The following is a 13679-nucleotide window of genomic DNA, read 5'->3' as shown; positions in this document are numbered from 1 at the left end:
CGATGCGGTGGATGGCTTCGTCGACAGCGCCATCGGCTTCACCGCCGAGCAGACCGCATGGGTGTTCGACGCCGCGCAGCGCCTCGGCCTGCCCGTGAAGCTGCATGCGGATCAGCTTCGCGACGATGGCGGCGCGGCGCTGGCGGCGCGCTACGGCGCGCTGTCCGCCGACCACATCGAATACGCCAGCGCGCCCGGCATCGCCGCCATGGCGCGCGCCGGTACCGTCGGCGTGCTGCTGCCCGGCGCCTTTTACTTCATCCGCGAAACCCATCTGCCGGACATCGCCGCGATGCGCGCGGCCGGGCTGCGCATCGCCCTGGCGACGGACCTCAACCCCGGCTCCTGCCCGGCACCCACCCTGCTGCTGATGCTGAACATGGGCTGCACGCTGTTCCGGCTGACGGTGGCCGAAGCGCTGGCTGGCGTCACCACGCATGCCGCCGCCGCCCTCGGCCTGGCCGATCGCGGCGCCCTTGCCCCCGGCCTGCGCTGCGACCTGGCACTCTACGCCATCTCCCGCCCTGCGGAGCTGTGCTACTGGATCGGCCGCAACCCCTGCCTCGGCCGCGTGGTTGAAGGGCGGTGAGCCTCGCTGCCATGCAGGCGCGCGTGCGCGAAGGCGTGCCGCTCGCCGGCGCCTGGGGGATCGAGGTGCTGTCCTTCGGCGCGGGCCAGGCGCTGCTGCGGCTGCCGGCGAAGGATGATCTGCTGCGCCCCGGTGGCACCGTCTCCGGCCCCGCGCTGATGGGGCTGGCCGATGTGGCGATGTGGGTGGCGCTGCTGTCGCTGACCGAAGGGCGTGATGAGAGCCTGACCGCCAGCCTCGCCATCACCTTCCTGCGCCCGCCGCCTGCCACCGCGGTGCTGGCGGAGGCGCGTGTCATCAAGCACGGGCGAACCTTGTCCTATGGGGAAGTCATGCTGCGCGCGGAGGGTGCCGCGGAGCCCTGCGCGCATGTGACGACAAGCTGGGCCACCCTCCGGAAAAGGTGAAAGCCTCTTCACTTTCGCGCCCGTCTGCGCCACCTGTCAGCCGGCCCTTCCGGGCCACTCGAGGAGAACGCCATGCGTGCACGCGACCTGATGACAGCCGACCCGGTCACCTTCCAACCCAGCACACCCATTGCCGTCGCGGCCCGCGCCATGGCGGAACGCGGATTCTCCGGCGCGCCGGTGGTCGATGCCGATGGAAAGCTGCTGGGCATGCTGACCGAAGGCGACCTGCTGCGCCGCCTGGCCGCGCCGGCCGATGCACCGAAATCCTGGATCGCCGGCCTGTTCGAATCGGCCAGCCAGCAGGCCGACCGCTTCGCCCGCGCCCATGGCCAGACCGCCGGTGATGCGATGACCCGCGGCGCCGTGACGGCGGAGGAAGACACACCGGTGGAAACGCTGGCCAAGGCGATGGAGGAACGCGCCATCCGCCGCATTCCCGTGCTGCGCGACGGCAGGCTGGTGGGCATCGTCTCCCGCGCCGACCTGATCCGCGCGCTGCTGCAGCCCTCGGCGGAACTGGTCGCCGATGCACCGGATGAGCGCATCCGGCGCGCGCTGGCGCATGCCATGAAGGAACAGCCCTGGATCGATGCCTTCGCCATCTTCTTCGACGTGAAGGACGGCGTGGTGTCCTTCCATGGCTATTGCCGCAACGACGCGGTGCTGCGCGGTCTGAAGGTGCTGGCGGAGACGGTCCCCGGCGTGAAGGGCGTGAACATCATGGTCGAGCGGTCGGCCCTCGGCGGCGTGGCCGCCTGATGTTGGCGCCCGGCGTGCCGCGCCGCGCCCTGCTCGCCCTTCCGGCGGGCTGGGGCGCGCCGCGAGCCGCCGGGGCGGAGACACGGCTCGGGGATGCGTCGCTGGCCGGCGCCGATGCGCTGCTGCTGGTGCTGAGCGACCTGCACTCGGCCATGGAACGCGCGGCCGCCCTGCTCGGCACCATCGATGCCGTGCTGGCGGCCCATCGCGGCGTGCCTGCCTTCATCCTGGTCAATGGCGATGTCTTCGAACGGGGCAACGCCATCGCCCGGCGCAGCGAGGCCGTGGCGGATTGGACCTTCCTGGCCGCGCTGCGCCGCCGCGCGCCCGTGGTGCTCAACATCGGCAATCACGAGACGGCGCTGATCGACGATCTGGCGGAGGTGGTGGCGCGCGCCCGCAAGCTGGATCTGCGGGTGGTGTCCAATCTGCGCGACCGGCGCAGCGGCCTGCCCTTCGCCGAAGTGTCCGCCGGCTTCCGCCTGCCGGGCGGCCGGCGCCTGCGCGTGCTTGGCCTCGCCACCCATGAGGCGCTCACCTACCGCCCCGCCGCCCGCGCGCTGATCGACATGCCAAAGCCCGTGGACTGGGCGCGCGAACGCCTGCCCAGCCTGTTCGCCGAGGCCGAGGCCCGGGTGCTGCTGAGCCATGCCGGTATCGCGGCGGACCGGGCGATCCTGCCGCTGCTGCCGGGCGGCACGCTGCTGGTGGGGGGGCATGAACATCTGCGCTTCACCCATGCCGAGGGCGCCACGCGCTACCTGCATACCGGGTCCTGGAACCGCACGCTGAGCGTGGTGGGGCTCGGCCTCGGCGGCACTTTGCCGCGGATCGAGGTGCGGGAGGTGGCGGTGGAGCCGGGCCAGGCGGAAGATCCCACCCATGCCGCCCTGGTGCGGGAGGTCACCGCCGCCCATCTGGCGCCGGAGGATGCGGAGGTGCTGTTCCACCTGCCCGCCCCCCTGCAGCTGCCCCAGGCTGCCCGCGCCGCCTGCGCCGCCCTGGCGCGCGCCACCGGCAGCCACGCCGGGCTGCTGGGCCATACCGGCTTCGGCACCGGCCTGCCCGGCGGCCCGGTGCGGCGGCTGGATTTCGATGCCTTCCTGCGCTTCGACGGCCCGGTCTTCCGCGCGCCCGCGGATCTGGCGGCACTGGCCGCCATGGCCCCGCGGCTCAACCAGGATGAGGCGCTGCCTCTGGCCGGGCGCATCGGCGACTACGCCTATGTCAACTCGTTGCCGCGCCACCCGGGCCTGCTGGCCAACAATGGCTGGGTGCGGATGAACGCCGCACATTTCCTCGGCACCGAGGCGCTGCACTTCGATCCGGTCCCCAACCTGGCATTGAAGCCGCTGGTGGCAGGGGCGCTGGCCCGCTTGTGATGACGCGCTCGCGAGTCGTTTTGTCTTGAATTCGTCAAGAACCAGGACCACGATTCCAGATGGAGGCTCGGGCCCCTCTGGCGGTATCCCCCCTGCTACCGCGATGTCGGGCCTCCCATAAACCGCCGCGCCCCCGCGCAGCGACGGAAAGTGGAGGTCGAGGGCGTCATGGAGGGTGCAAGCGGCGTGTCGGGCGGTACGCTGAAGCTGCGATTGGTGGAGCGCCTGTCTGATCTCGAACGGCTGATCGCCGCGGAACTGGCGCGCTCCACGCCAGATGGCGCGCTGATCCGCAGGCTCAGCCGGGAGAAGCTGTTGGCGAAGGACCGGATGGCGGCCCTCGGCGGCTGCGGCATGCCGCGCTGGGCGCGGGAGGATGCGGCGCGCTGAAAGGCGCCACCCCTCAGCTTCGCCGCCCGGTGACCAGCACCGCCACCAGCATCGCCCCCACCGCCAGCACCACCCCGGCCAGCTTCGCCACGCCTAGCGGTTCGTGCAGGATTAGCACGGAAAGCAACACCGCTGCCACTGGAACCATGGTGGTCAGGCAGGCGGTCCGCGTCGCGCCCATCAACTCCCCCGCGCGGGCATAAAGCGTGGTGGCGATGGCGGAAGACAGCACCCCCTGCGCGAAGCCCTGCAGCACGCTGGTCTGCCAGGGCATGTCGGGCACCACGCCGCCGCCCAGCAGCAACCAGGGCGGCAGCAGCACCAGGGCGGACAGCACGCACATCGCCGCATTGCCGGCCAGCGCCGGAATGCGCCAGCGCCGCAGCAGCACGGTGAAGGCGCCCCAGACCGTGCCGGCCCCCATCAGAATGAGGTCGCCGCGCCAGGCCCCCGGATGCGCGCCGCCGATCCCGTCCCAGCCGATCAGCAGCACGCCGGCCGTGATGAAGCCGAGCGCGATGGCGCGCCCACGCGTGGGCATCTCGCCCAGCAGCGGGATGGCGATGACCGCGCCCATGACGGCGGAGGTGATCGGCGCGATGGTGCCGCCATGGCTGGCCGGTGCGTGGACCAGCCCCCAGCCGAACAGCAGCGCATTCGCCGCACCGCCGGTAGCGACCAGCCCGAGCAGCTTGGGCAGCCCGATCTCCGCCAGCACGCGCCGCGCCCGCCAGGCAAAGGGCAGCAGCACCAGCGCCGCGGCCACATAGCGCAGCACCGCGAGATCGAGCGGCGAATAGCCCGCCACGGTGCCGCTGCGCGCGACCACCGCCTGCCCGCCCCAGATGACAGCGGCGGCGAGGCCGAACAGCAGGCCGATGACGATGTTGCGGCCCGGAAGGATCACGCGCGCGAAGGGAGAGATTTCACCGCGCAAGCCTACGCCGGAGCGCCGGCTTATCCCAGTAGGGGGAGGCTCAGGCGGCGTGGACCTCGTTCACATCCTGGCCGAAGCGATCGAAGCCGACGCCGTAGCAATGGATGGAGATGGCGGTGCGGCAGGACAGGTTGGCCAGGCGATGGATCAGCAGCGGGTCCGCCGCGCCATGGCTGCCCTCGCCCGGACGCAGCAACTGCGTCGAATGCGGCTGCGGGCCATCCTCGGCCGGGCTGTACCAGGTTTCCGTCAGCGTGCCCTGATGGACGGCGAAGGCGCACCAAGCCTTGTGGCCATGCACCGGGGACATCTGGCCCGGGCGCCAGACCAGGGCGACCACCGCATAGCCGCCCTCCGGGTCGGTGTGCAGCAGGTGGCGCACATAGCGGTCCGGGCAACAGGGGCAATCCAGGCCGTGCAGCAGCGCCGGGTCTGCCGCGAAAGCCTGGATCGCCGCGCCCACCGCCTGCGGCCGGCCCGCCATCGGGCCCCGGGCGGCGGCGGCGATGCCGGCCAGCATGGTCTCACGCGCGGTGCGGCTGCGGATGAAGGTCATGGGCGTCCGGTTTGTCCTCGTCAGCCCCAAGGCTACACGAGTATTTTTCCACCCTGCAAGCCGAAAGGAGACGTTTCTTGCTGCGGTGACGCGGATGGGAGGTGATTGCCGTCACGGCACAGGCACCCCCTGGCCGAATGCGCGGCCGGCGCTAAGCTGTGGGATACAAGTTCGGAGGACCTCGCCATGAATCGCCGCACCCTGCTTGCCGCCGCCGCCGCCCTGCCCCTGGCCGCCCCTGCCTTGGCCCAGCCGGCGCGTCGCCCGCTGCGGCTGGTGGTGCCCTTCCCCGCCGGCGGCACCGCCGATCTGCTCGGCCGGCTGGCGGCGCGGGAGATCGAGGTGGCGCTGGGCGCACCGGTGGTGGTGGAGAACCGGGCCGGTGCCGGTGGCGCCATCGGCTCCGATTCGGTGGCGCGTGGCCCGGCGGATGGCAGCACCATCCTGCTGTCCAACATCGCCAGCCAGGCGATCGGCCCGGCGGTGAATCGCAGCGTGCCCTACAATCCTGTGACCGATTTCCGGCATATCGCGCTGGTCGCGGCGGTGCCCTCCGCCATTGCGGTGTCCGCTGCCGGGCCGATCCGGACCATGGCGGACCTCGTCGCGCGGGCCAAGGCGCAGGCCGGCGCGGTGCGCTTCGGCTCCACCGGCATCGGCACGTCGAGCCATGTGAAGCTGGAACTGCTGAAGCGCGCGGCCGGGGTGGACATCACCCATGTGCCCTATCGCGGCAGCGCGCCCGCCACCACGGATGTCATCGGCGGCCAGGTGGAGGGGCTGATCGCGGCGGTGCCGGATATCGGCAACAATGACCGCCTGCGCCTGCTGGCCATCACCCTGCCGGAACGCGCCGCGCGCTGGCCGGACGTGCCCACCGTGGTGGAGGCCGGCTTTCCGACGCTGGTGGCCACTAATTGGTTCGGCCTGTCCGGCCCCGCCGGCATGCCGGCCGACCAGGCGGCGGAGATCAACCGCGCCGTGGTGGCCGGCCTCAATTCGCCGGCGATGGTGGAGCGCCTGGCCCAGCTCGGCGCGCCGCCGAACCGGATGAGCCCGGCCGAATACAGCGAGATGGTCTCAAGCGAGGTCACCCGCTGGGCCGATATCGCCCGCAGCGCGAATATCCGCGTCGAATGAGCGACGAAACCACCGCGGAGCTGGAAGCCCGCCTGGCCGAGGTGAAGGCCAAGCGCGGCTACCTGCTGCCGCATCACGGGCTGATGGCGCTGGCCTTTCCGAAGCTGCTGGCGGGCTATGATGCGGCCTATACGGCGCTGGCCCTCGATGACCGGGTGCTGAGCCACCACGACCGCGAATTCGTCTGGATGGCGGTGCTGGCCGCGACGGATGAGGCGCTGGCGACCCACCACATCGCCAAGTTCCGCGCCGCCGGCGGCACGGACGAGACCATCGGCGCCGCCTTCGCCGCGGCAGCCTTCGCCATCGGCGCGGAGGCCTTCGACTTCGCCGCGCGCGACTGGGGCCGGCAACTGGCGCCCTTCGACCCGCAGGCGAGCTATGTCGCAACCCTGCGGATCGTGGCCCCCGCGGCGCCGATCCGCCTGGTGCATCTGGCCGGCCTCGCCGTACAGGTGTGCCGGGCCCGCTGGCGCCCCTTCGGCTGGCACCTCGCCGCCGCCTATGCGGATGGCGTGGAGGAGGAGGCGATGGCGGAGGCGATCAGCCTGGCGATGTTCCCCGGCAGCGTGCCGCGCTTCGTCGAGGCCTGCGGCCATTGGCGCGGCCTGATCGCCGACGGCACCCTGCCCGCCAGCCCCCGCTTCCGGGCCTGGGCGGCGCTGACCGGCCAGGGCGGACATGACGAAGCCGCGGGCCTGACGCCCGGCTAGAGCCGGGCCAGCACCGCATCGCCCATTCCGGCCGTGCCAAGCACGGCCTCGCCCGGCAGCGCGATGTCGGCGCAACGCGCGCCGGCATCGAGCGCCGCCGTCACCGCCGCCTCCACCTCCCGCGCCACCTTCTCCGCCCCCGCCGACCAGCGCAGCAGCAGCGCCACGGAGAGGATGGCGGCCAACGGGTTGGCCACACCTTTGCCCGCGATATCCGGCGCCGAGCCATGCACCGGCTCATACAGCGCCCGCCGCCTGCCATCCGGCCTGGGTGCCGAAAGGCTGCCGCTGGGCAGCATGCCGAGGCTGCCAGCGAGCCCCGCGGCGGCATCGGACAGCACATCGCCGAACAGATTATCCGTCAGGATCACGTCGAAGCGCTTCGGGTCCCGGTTGAGCATCAGGCCGCAGGTATCGGCCAGCATGTGGTCCAGCTTCACGTCGCGGAATTCGTCATGGTGCAGCGCAGTCACCACCTGCCGCCACAGCGCGCCGGCCTCCATCACATTGGCCTTGTCCACAGAGGTCAGCACGCCGCGCCGGCCGCGGGCGAGCGCGAAGGCGAAGCGGGCGGCGCGGATGATCTGGTCCTCGTCATAGATATGCGTGTTGATGCCGCGTCGCCTTCCATCCGCGTCGCGCTCGATGCCGCGCGGCTCGCCGTAATAGACCCCGCCCGACAGCTCTCGCACGAAGACAAGGTCCACGCACGCCAGCGTCCGCGGCTTGAAGGGCGAGACCTCGTCCAGCGCACGTTCCGTCCGTACCGGGCGAAGGTTGGCGAACAGGCCGAGCCGGCGGCGCAGCGTCAGCAGGCTGCCGCGGGCACGTTCCTCGGCTGGCATCCCGGCGCGGTCCAGGCTGTCCGCCGCGCCGAACAGCACGGCATCGGCGCGCTCCACCGCTGCATGGGTTGCCGCCGGCATCAGATGGCCGGTGGCGCGCCAGGTGGCGTTGCCATAGGGCTGTTCCTCGATGTCCAACGCCAGGCCGTGTTTCGCCTGCATGTGGCGCAGCACCCGCAGCGCCTGCGCGGTCACCTCTGGCCCGATTCCATCCCCGCCGAGGACGAGGACCTGCAGGGGGCGGGTGGCGGCGGGGAGCGTCATCGCGGGGAATCCAGCAAGTTGGGCGCGCATGGCGCAGCCCCGGGCGCCCGCCGTCAAGCCACGCGCGGGCTGTTGCTTTGCAGCAGGGGGGGACGCCGTGGCATAGACCGGGGCTGATGCAGGACGCTTCCCCCCACCGCCGGCCCGCCGTGCTCATCCTGGGCATGCACCGCTCCGGCACCTCCGCCCTGACCCGCGTGCTGTCGCTGCATGGGCTTTCGCTGCCGGCGCGGGTGATGGCCCCGCGGCCGGATAATCCGCGCGGCTACTGGGAATCCGCCGCGGTTGCCGCGCTGGATGACCGCATCCTGGCCGCCGCCGGCCGAAGCTACGACGACCCGCGCCCCCTGCCCCCCGGCCTGGTGGCGGAGTCGGCGCGGCAGGATTTCATCGCCGAGGCGCTGGCCCTGCTTGCGGTCGAGTTCCCCGGCGAGGCGCCCTTCGTGCTGAAGGACCCGCGCATCTGCCGGCTGCTGGACGTGTGGCGCCCGGCGCTGGAGCAATTCGGCACAGCGCCGCTCGCCCTGCTGCCAATCCGCAACCCGCTGGAAGTGGCGCGGTCGCTGGAGGTGCGGGAGCAGATGCCGAAGCCGCAGGCGCTGCGCCTGTGGCTGGGGCATGTGGTGGCCGCCGAACAGGGCAGCCGCGGCCTGCCCCGGGCGGTGGTGCATTACGATGATCTGCTGCGCGACTGGCGCGCCTTCCTCACCCGGCTTGGCATGCCGGTGCTGCGCGACACGGCGCTGGAGACGGTGGCCTTCCTGAGCCCCGCGCTGCGCCACCATGAAGCGGATACGGATACGCTGCTGCGCGACCGGGATGTGCCGGCGGCGGTCAAGCGCGCCTACGCCGAGCTGCGCCGGGCGCCGGGCGAACCGGGGCTGGACCCGGAGGTCTTCGACGCCGCCGCCGCCTGGCTGGCTTCGGTCTGAATCCTCCCTCTTGCGGAACGGGCGCCGCGGCCCGCATTCTGCCCGCCACGACAAGCCGCCCGGCAAGGTGCGGCGGAGAATGGGAGGGGTTTGCATGACCAGCCTGATCACCCGGCGCATCGCGCTGGCCGCCGCTGCCGGTGCGCTCGCGGCCCCGCAAGTCGCCCGCGCGCAAAGCCGCTACAAATCCGAATACAAGCTCTCCGTCGTCGGCAACCGCACCATCCCGCTGGCCGATGGCGCCTTCCGCTGGGCGGAACTGGTGACGGAACGCTCCGGCGGGCGGATCAACGTGAAGGTCTATCCGGGCAGCCAGCTGGTCGGCGGCGACCAGACGCGGGAACTGGTGGCGATGCGCCAGGGCGTGATCGACTTCGCGGTGTTCTCCACCATCAACATCTCGCCGCAGATCCGCGAGATGAACCTGTTCTCCCTGCCCTTCCTGCTGCAGGACAGCCGCGGCTTCGATGCCATCATCAAGGGGCCGATCGGGGCGGAGCTGTTCCGCACGCTGGAATCGCGGGACGTGCAGCCGGTCGCCTGGGGCGAGAACGGCTTCCGCGAGATCTCCAACAGCAAGAAGGCGATCCGCACGCCGGAGGATCTGCGCGGCATGAAGATCCGCTTCGCCGCGGGCGCCATCTTCGCCGAGATCTTCACGGCCCTCGGCGCCAACCCGGTGCAGATGTCCTTCGCCGATCTGCAGCCGGCGCTGTCCACCGGCGCGGTGGATGGGCAGGAAAATCCGGTGAATTTGTTCCTCGGCTTCCGCATGGACACGCTGGCGCAGCGGCATTTGACCATCTGGAACTACGTGGCTGATGCCGGGATCTTCCTGCTGACCAAGCCGGTGCTCGCCAGCTTCTCGGCCGAGGACCAGGCGCTGGTGCGGGCCTGCGCGCAGGAAGCGGCGCAGGAGCAGATCGTGGCCAGCCGCAAGGGCCTCGGCGCCGGTGGCGACCGCAGCTCGCTGGATGAACTGGCCCGGCGCAACGTGACCGTCACCATCCTGTCGGACGCCGAGAAGCAGGTCTTCGCCCGCGCCACCCGCGGCGTCTATGACAAATACGCGCAGACCGTGGGCGCCGACCTGGTGCGCCGTGCCGAGGCCGCCGTGTCCGGCGCCCGCGCCTGAGAGACTGCCGGCGCGGGGCCTGACCGCCCCGCGCCCGCCTGCGGGATGCCCCGATGACCGAGCACGCCGACATCCAGGCCCCCGGCCTCAAATTGGGGGAAGCCCCGCCGCGGATTCCGGTGACCATCGAGGGCGCGATCGGCGCTGCCATCATGGGCATCCTCGCGCTGATCACCTTCGGCAATGTGCTGGTGCGCTACTTCACCAACGTCTCCTTCGCCTTCACCGAGGAATATTCGGTGGCGCTGATGGTGGTCATGGCCTTCGTCGGCGCCGCCGCCGCCTTCGGCAATGACCGCCACATCCGCATGACCTTCTTCACGGAACGCCTGCCGGTGAGGCTGGCCCGCCTGGTCGAACAGGTGGTGCTGCTGGCCTGCCTGTTCATCTTCGGCTGCATCGCCTGGTACGGCGCCTGGTACACCTGGGACGAATACCGCTTCGAGGTGCTGTCGCCGGGCCTCGGCGTTCCGTCCTGGTACTACACCGTCTGGATGCCGCTGCTGTCGGCCGTGATCTGCCTGCGCATCGTGGGCCGCATGATCCGTGTGGCGAGGGCCTGATAGCCATGGTCCTCGAAGGGTCCCTGATCCTGCTCGGCGTGTTCTTCGCGCTGCTGTTCCTCGGCGTGCCGATCGGCGTCTCGCTCGGCCTGGCCGGCTTCCTGGTGATCGCGATCGAGGGGCTGGGCATCATGGCCCTGCCCACCAACATCTGGACCGGCATCGCCAAATATCCCCTACTGGCGCTGCCGATGTTCGTGCTGGCCGGCATGGTGTTCGAGCGCGCCGGCGTCGCCGCGCGCCTGGTCATCTTCGCCCAGGCGCTGGTCGGGCCGCGGCGCGGGGCGCTTGCCATTGTCGCCGTCATGGTCTGCCTGGTGCTCGGCGGCATCAGCGGATCGGGCGCGGCGGATGCGGCGGCCGTCGCCGCCGTGATGCTGCCGGCGATGATCAAGCAGGGCTACCCGCGCGCCTATTCCGCCAGCCTGATCGCGGCGGCAGGATCCACCGCCGTGCTGATCCCGCCCTCGATCCCCTTCATCGTCTATGCGGTGCTGGTGCCCGGGGTTTCCGTGCCGGCGCTGTTCCTCGGCGGGGTCATTCCGGGCCTGCTGGCGGGCCTGGCGCTGCTGGTACCGGCCGTGCTGCTGGCGCGGATCCACGGCTTCGGGATGCCTCCGGTGGGGGAAGTGCGGCCACCGCTCTGGGCCTCCTTCAAGGACGCGATCTGGGGGCTGCTGGCGCCCATCGTCATTCTCGGCGGGCTGCGCTCCGGCGCCTTCACGCCGACCGAGGCCGCCGTCGTCGCCGTGTTCTACGGGCTGTTCGTCGGGCTGTTCATCTACCGCGTGCTGCGCTGGCCGGACCTCTACGCCGTGCTGCGCGACAGCGCCGAGATCAGCGCCGTGGTGCTGATGATCATCGCACTCGCCAGCATCTTCGCCCATGCCGGCAGCACCGTCGGCGCCTTCGACGCGCTGGCGCAAACCCTGGTCGGCATCACGAGCAACGAGACCATCATGCTGCTGATGATCACCGCGCTGGTGCTGGTCGCCGGCATGCTGATCGACGCCATCTCCATCTTCCTGGTGTTCCTGCCCATCCTGCTGCCCATCGCGCGCGCCTTCGAATGGGACCTGACCTGGTTCGGCATCCTGCTGACCATGAACGTCGCCATCGGCGCCTTCACCCCACCCATGGCGGTGAATCTGATGATCACCTGCAAAGTCGCCGGCGCCTCGATGGAATCCACCCTGCCCTGGGTGATCTGGTTCGTCCTGGCGATGCTGACCGCGCTGCTGCTGGTCGCCTTCATCCCCGACCTCGCGCTGTTCCTGCCGCGACTGTTCGGGGATCTGTAGGGCGCCTCGGGCGACGGCAGGGGGCTCTGCCCCCTGCACCCACGTCAAAGGGACAGGATGGAGGAGGGGCGGAGAGGGAGCTCGGATGAAGCGGGCGCGCTGTGCCCCTCCTCCATCCTGTCCCTCATCCATGGTTCGAAGGGGCCACTGCCCCTTCGCGGGGTGCGCGAGGGGCAGCGCCCCTCGCAATCGCCGGTGCGCCCTACAGGCTCATATCCAGGGCCGGCGTGGCATCCGCGGGGAGCGGGCTTTCGTAGGGTTTGCCGCCGGTGCGCTTGGCGTGATCGGCCTTGGCGTCCGCGATGATGGCGGGGTTCTGCAGGGCGTCGATGGCGGTGCCGGCCATGACCTTGGCGACATGGACCATGCCCTTGTGGGCGGCGGGGAGCTTGCCCTGGCCGGTCAGCTGCCAGGAATGGAACGGCGTGCCGATGGCGCAGGTGGCGCCGCGGGCCTGCACGGTCGGCACTTTCCAGGACACGTCGCCGACATCGGTGGAGCCGATCATCGGCACGCCCTTGGCGTTCTCCGGCACCACCTGTTCGCAGAGCACTTCGCCCTCGCGCGGCTCGACGCCGACGCGGCGCCAGGCGGAGAGGATGTCTTCCTCGGACAGCGTCGCCTGGAATTCGGCGGCCTTGGCGCGGTCCGCGTCATCCCATTCCGGTGCGCCGATGCGAGCCAGGTTGGCGTGCATCGCCTTCTCCAGCGCGGTGTTTCCGAGCAGGTTCGAAACCGCGGAGACGACGCGGGTGGAGACGGTGCATTCCGTCATCAGCGCCGCCCCATCGGCGATCTTGCGGACGCGGGTGACCAGGGCGTTGAGCTCGGTCACGTTACGGGCGCGGATCAGGTAGCGGATCTTGGCGGTGGACTGCACCACATTCGGCGCGATGCCGCCGGCATCCAGATAGGCGTAGTGGACGCGAGCGTCGGAGGGCATGTGCTCCCGCATGTAGTTCACGCCGACATTCATCAGCTCCACCGCGTCGAGCGCCGAGCGGCCGAGATGCGGCGCTGCCGCGGCGTGGCTGGCGCGGCCGACGAACGAAAAGTCGATGCGGGTGTTGGCCAGCGAAATCGCGTCATCGACGCCGGCGAAGCTCGCCGGGTGCCAGGTGATGGCGATGTCCACATCATCGAAGGCGCCATCGCGCACCATGAAGCCCTTGGCGGCGCCGCCTTCCTCGGCCGGGCAGCCGTAGTAGCGCACGCGGCCGGGCAGGCCGTTGGCCTTCAGCCAGTCCTTCACCGCCGCGGCCGCCATCAGGCTGGCGGAGCCGAGCAGATTGTGGCCGCAGCCATGGCCGCGCGTCTCGCCGGCGACCGGGCGCGGTTCGGTGACGCCGGCTTCCTGGGACAGGCCGGGCAGCGCGTCATACTCACCGAGGATGGCGATGACCGGGCCGCCTTCACCGGCTTCGCCCAGGACGGCCGTGGGAATGCCGGCGACGTTGGTGGTGACCCGAAAACCCTCGGCCTCCAGCATCGCCTTGTGTTCGGCGGCGGAGCGGTGTTCGTCGTAGCAGAGCTCCGGCATGCCCCAGATCTTGTCCGCAAGCTCGACATAGGGCTCCCGCCGCTGGTCGACGAGCTGCCAGATCTGTTCCGAATTCTGCATGAGAGGCTCCCTTGGCGAAAGCCGAAGTATCGCGCGGATCGGGCCGGGCGGCCAGCGTGCCGAGGTCAATCGACGGCGCACCGGGCAAGCTGGCCGTGCGCTGCGCCTCGTTAGGGATCTGGCAAGATTTGCCGATCCGAGG

At 70.8% G+C, this 13679-nt stretch carries 15 protein-coding genes; 11 read left to right on the top strand and 4 right to left on the bottom strand.

Features of this window, described 5'->3' with window-relative positions; all coding sequences use genetic code 11:
- From ACFHNC_RS23200 to ACFHNC_RS23180, 5 genes are all read left to right on the top strand, one after another.
- A partial coding sequence (locus ACFHNC_RS23200; RefSeq protein WP_437171619.1) for an amidohydrolase family protein occupies positions 1–589 on the top strand: 589 nt, incomplete at its 5' end.
- Entirely contained in the window at positions 586–996 is a 411-nt protein-coding gene (locus ACFHNC_RS23195) for a PaaI family thioesterase (protein ID WP_437171618.1), read from the top strand. The genes ACFHNC_RS23200 and ACFHNC_RS23195, both read left to right, overlap by 4 nt.
- A 72-nt stretch (positions 997–1068) precedes the next feature.
- Positions 1069–1758 (top strand): CBS domain-containing protein, encoded by a 690-nt coding sequence (locus ACFHNC_RS23190; protein WP_437171617.1) that lies wholly within the window; start codon positions 1069–1071, stop codon positions 1756–1758.
- A complete protein-coding gene (locus ACFHNC_RS23185) occupies positions 1758–3140 on the top strand; it encodes a metallophosphoesterase (RefSeq protein WP_437171616.1) in 1383 nt (460 codons plus the stop codon). The genes ACFHNC_RS23190 and ACFHNC_RS23185 overlap by 1 nt, the downstream gene beginning before the upstream one ends.
- A 168-nt stretch (positions 3141–3308) precedes the next feature.
- Positions 3309–3530 (top strand): YdcH family protein, encoded by a 222-nt coding sequence (locus ACFHNC_RS23180; protein WP_437171615.1) that lies wholly within the window; start codon positions 3309–3311, stop codon positions 3528–3530.
- Between the two features lie 13 nt (positions 3531–3543).
- Here ACFHNC_RS23180 and ACFHNC_RS23175 read toward each other — a convergent pair whose 3' ends face one another.
- On the bottom strand, positions 3544–4467 hold the full coding sequence (locus ACFHNC_RS23175) for a DMT family transporter (RefSeq protein WP_437171614.1): 924 nt from the start codon (positions 4465–4467) through the stop codon (positions 3544–3546).
- Between the two features lie 40 nt (positions 4468–4507).
- A complete protein-coding gene (locus ACFHNC_RS23170) occupies positions 4508–5023 on the bottom strand; it encodes a cysteine dioxygenase (RefSeq protein WP_437171613.1) in 516 nt (171 codons plus the stop codon).
- 186 nt (positions 5024–5209) lie between these two features.
- On the opposite strand from ACFHNC_RS23170, the gene ACFHNC_RS23165 reads away from it, so the two are divergent.
- Both ACFHNC_RS23165 and ACFHNC_RS23160 read left to right on the top strand, forming a co-directional pair.
- Positions 5210–6163, top strand: a complete 954-nt coding sequence (locus tag ACFHNC_RS23165) for a Bug family tripartite tricarboxylate transporter substrate binding protein (protein WP_437171612.1) — start codon at positions 5210–5212, stop codon at positions 6161–6163.
- Entirely contained in the window at positions 6160–6876 is a 717-nt protein-coding gene (locus ACFHNC_RS23160) for a carboxymuconolactone decarboxylase family protein (RefSeq protein ID WP_437171611.1), read from the top strand. The genes ACFHNC_RS23165 and ACFHNC_RS23160 overlap by 4 nt, the downstream gene beginning before the upstream one ends.
- Here ACFHNC_RS23160 and leuB read toward each other — a convergent pair.
- Positions 6873–7985: a 3-isopropylmalate dehydrogenase gene (gene leuB, locus ACFHNC_RS23155; protein WP_437171610.1), complete on the bottom strand. Its 1113-nt coding sequence runs from the start codon at positions 7983–7985 to the stop codon at positions 6873–6875. The genes ACFHNC_RS23160 and leuB overlap by 4 nt on opposite strands.
- Before the next feature lie 116 nt (positions 7986–8101).
- On the opposite strand from leuB, the gene ACFHNC_RS23150 reads away from it, so the two are divergent.
- The 4 genes from ACFHNC_RS23150 to ACFHNC_RS23135 all read left to right on the top strand — a co-directional run bounded on the left by ACFHNC_RS23150 (position 8102) and on the right by ACFHNC_RS23135 (position 11916).
- A complete protein-coding gene (locus ACFHNC_RS23150) occupies positions 8102–8917 on the top strand; it encodes a sulfotransferase family protein (protein ID WP_437171609.1) in 816 nt (271 codons plus the stop codon).
- A 94-nt stretch (positions 8918–9011) separates the two neighbouring features.
- Complete coding sequence (dctP, locus tag ACFHNC_RS23145) at positions 9012–10052, top strand: TRAP transporter substrate-binding protein DctP (protein ID WP_437171608.1); 1041 nt, start codon at positions 9012–9014, stop codon at positions 10050–10052.
- 53 nt (positions 10053–10105) lie between these two features.
- The gene (locus tag ACFHNC_RS23140; RefSeq protein ID WP_437171607.1) at positions 10106–10615 is read left to right on the top strand and encodes a TRAP transporter small permease; all 510 of its coding nucleotides are present in this window, start codon (positions 10106–10108) and stop codon (positions 10613–10615) included.
- Between the two features lie 5 nt (positions 10616–10620).
- Positions 10621–11916 carry a TRAP transporter large permease gene (locus ACFHNC_RS23135; protein WP_437171606.1) on the top strand — a complete coding sequence of 432 codons (1296 nt, stop codon included), beginning with the start codon at positions 10621–10623 and terminating at the stop codon, positions 11914–11916.
- Between the two features lie 202 nt (positions 11917–12118).
- On the opposite strand, the gene ACFHNC_RS23130 is transcribed toward ACFHNC_RS23135, so the two are convergent.
- Complete coding sequence (locus ACFHNC_RS23130) at positions 12119–13537, bottom strand: M20 family metallopeptidase (RefSeq protein WP_437171605.1); 1419 nt, start codon at positions 13535–13537, stop codon at positions 12119–12121.
- Positions 13538–13679: the final 142 nt, after the last annotated feature.

This window comes from Falsiroseomonas sp. E2-1-a4 (genome assembly GCF_051433165.1).
Lineage (GTDB): Bacteria > Pseudomonadota > Alphaproteobacteria > Acetobacterales > Acetobacteraceae > Falsiroseomonas.
The sequence above is the reverse complement of the archived record's forward strand: the minus strand, read 5'-3'. Positions and strand labels throughout refer to the sequence as shown.

Coding starts and splice junctions, on each gene's coding strand:
- ACFHNC_RS23180 (WP_437171615.1), top strand. CDS start 3,309: ATGGAGGGTGCAAGCGGCGTGTCGGGCGGTACGCTGAAGCTGCGATTG.
- ACFHNC_RS23170 (WP_437171613.1), bottom strand. CDS start 5,023: ATGACCTTCATCCGCAGCCGCACCGCGCGTGAGACCATGCTGGCCGGC.
- dctP (WP_437171608.1), top strand. CDS start 9,012: ATGACCAGCCTGATCACCCGGCGCATCGCGCTGGCCGCCGCTGCCGGT.
- ACFHNC_RS23150 (WP_437171609.1), top strand. CDS start 8,102: ATGCAGGACGCTTCCCCCCACCGCCGGCCCGCCGTGCTCATCCTGGGC.
- ACFHNC_RS23185 (WP_437171616.1), top strand. CDS start 1,758: ATGTTGGCGCCCGGCGTGCCGCGCCGCGCCCTGCTCGCCCTTCCGGCG.
- ACFHNC_RS23135 (WP_437171606.1), top strand. CDS start 10,621: ATGGTCCTCGAAGGGTCCCTGATCCTGCTCGGCGTGTTCTTCGCGCTG.
- ACFHNC_RS23140 (WP_437171607.1), top strand. CDS start 10,106: ATGACCGAGCACGCCGACATCCAGGCCCCCGGCCTCAAATTGGGGGAA.
- leuB (WP_437171610.1), bottom strand. CDS start 7,985: ATGACGCTCCCCGCCGCCACCCGCCCCCTGCAGGTCCTCGTCCTCGGC.
- ACFHNC_RS23160 (WP_437171611.1), top strand. CDS start 6,160: ATGAGCGACGAAACCACCGCGGAGCTGGAAGCCCGCCTGGCCGAGGTG.
- ACFHNC_RS23165 (WP_437171612.1), top strand. CDS start 5,210: ATGAATCGCCGCACCCTGCTTGCCGCCGCCGCCGCCCTGCCCCTGGCC.
- ACFHNC_RS23130 (WP_437171605.1), bottom strand. CDS start 13,537: ATGCAGAATTCGGAACAGATCTGGCAGCTCGTCGACCAGCGGCGGGAG.
- ACFHNC_RS23190 (WP_437171617.1), top strand. CDS start 1,069: ATGCGTGCACGCGACCTGATGACAGCCGACCCGGTCACCTTCCAACCC.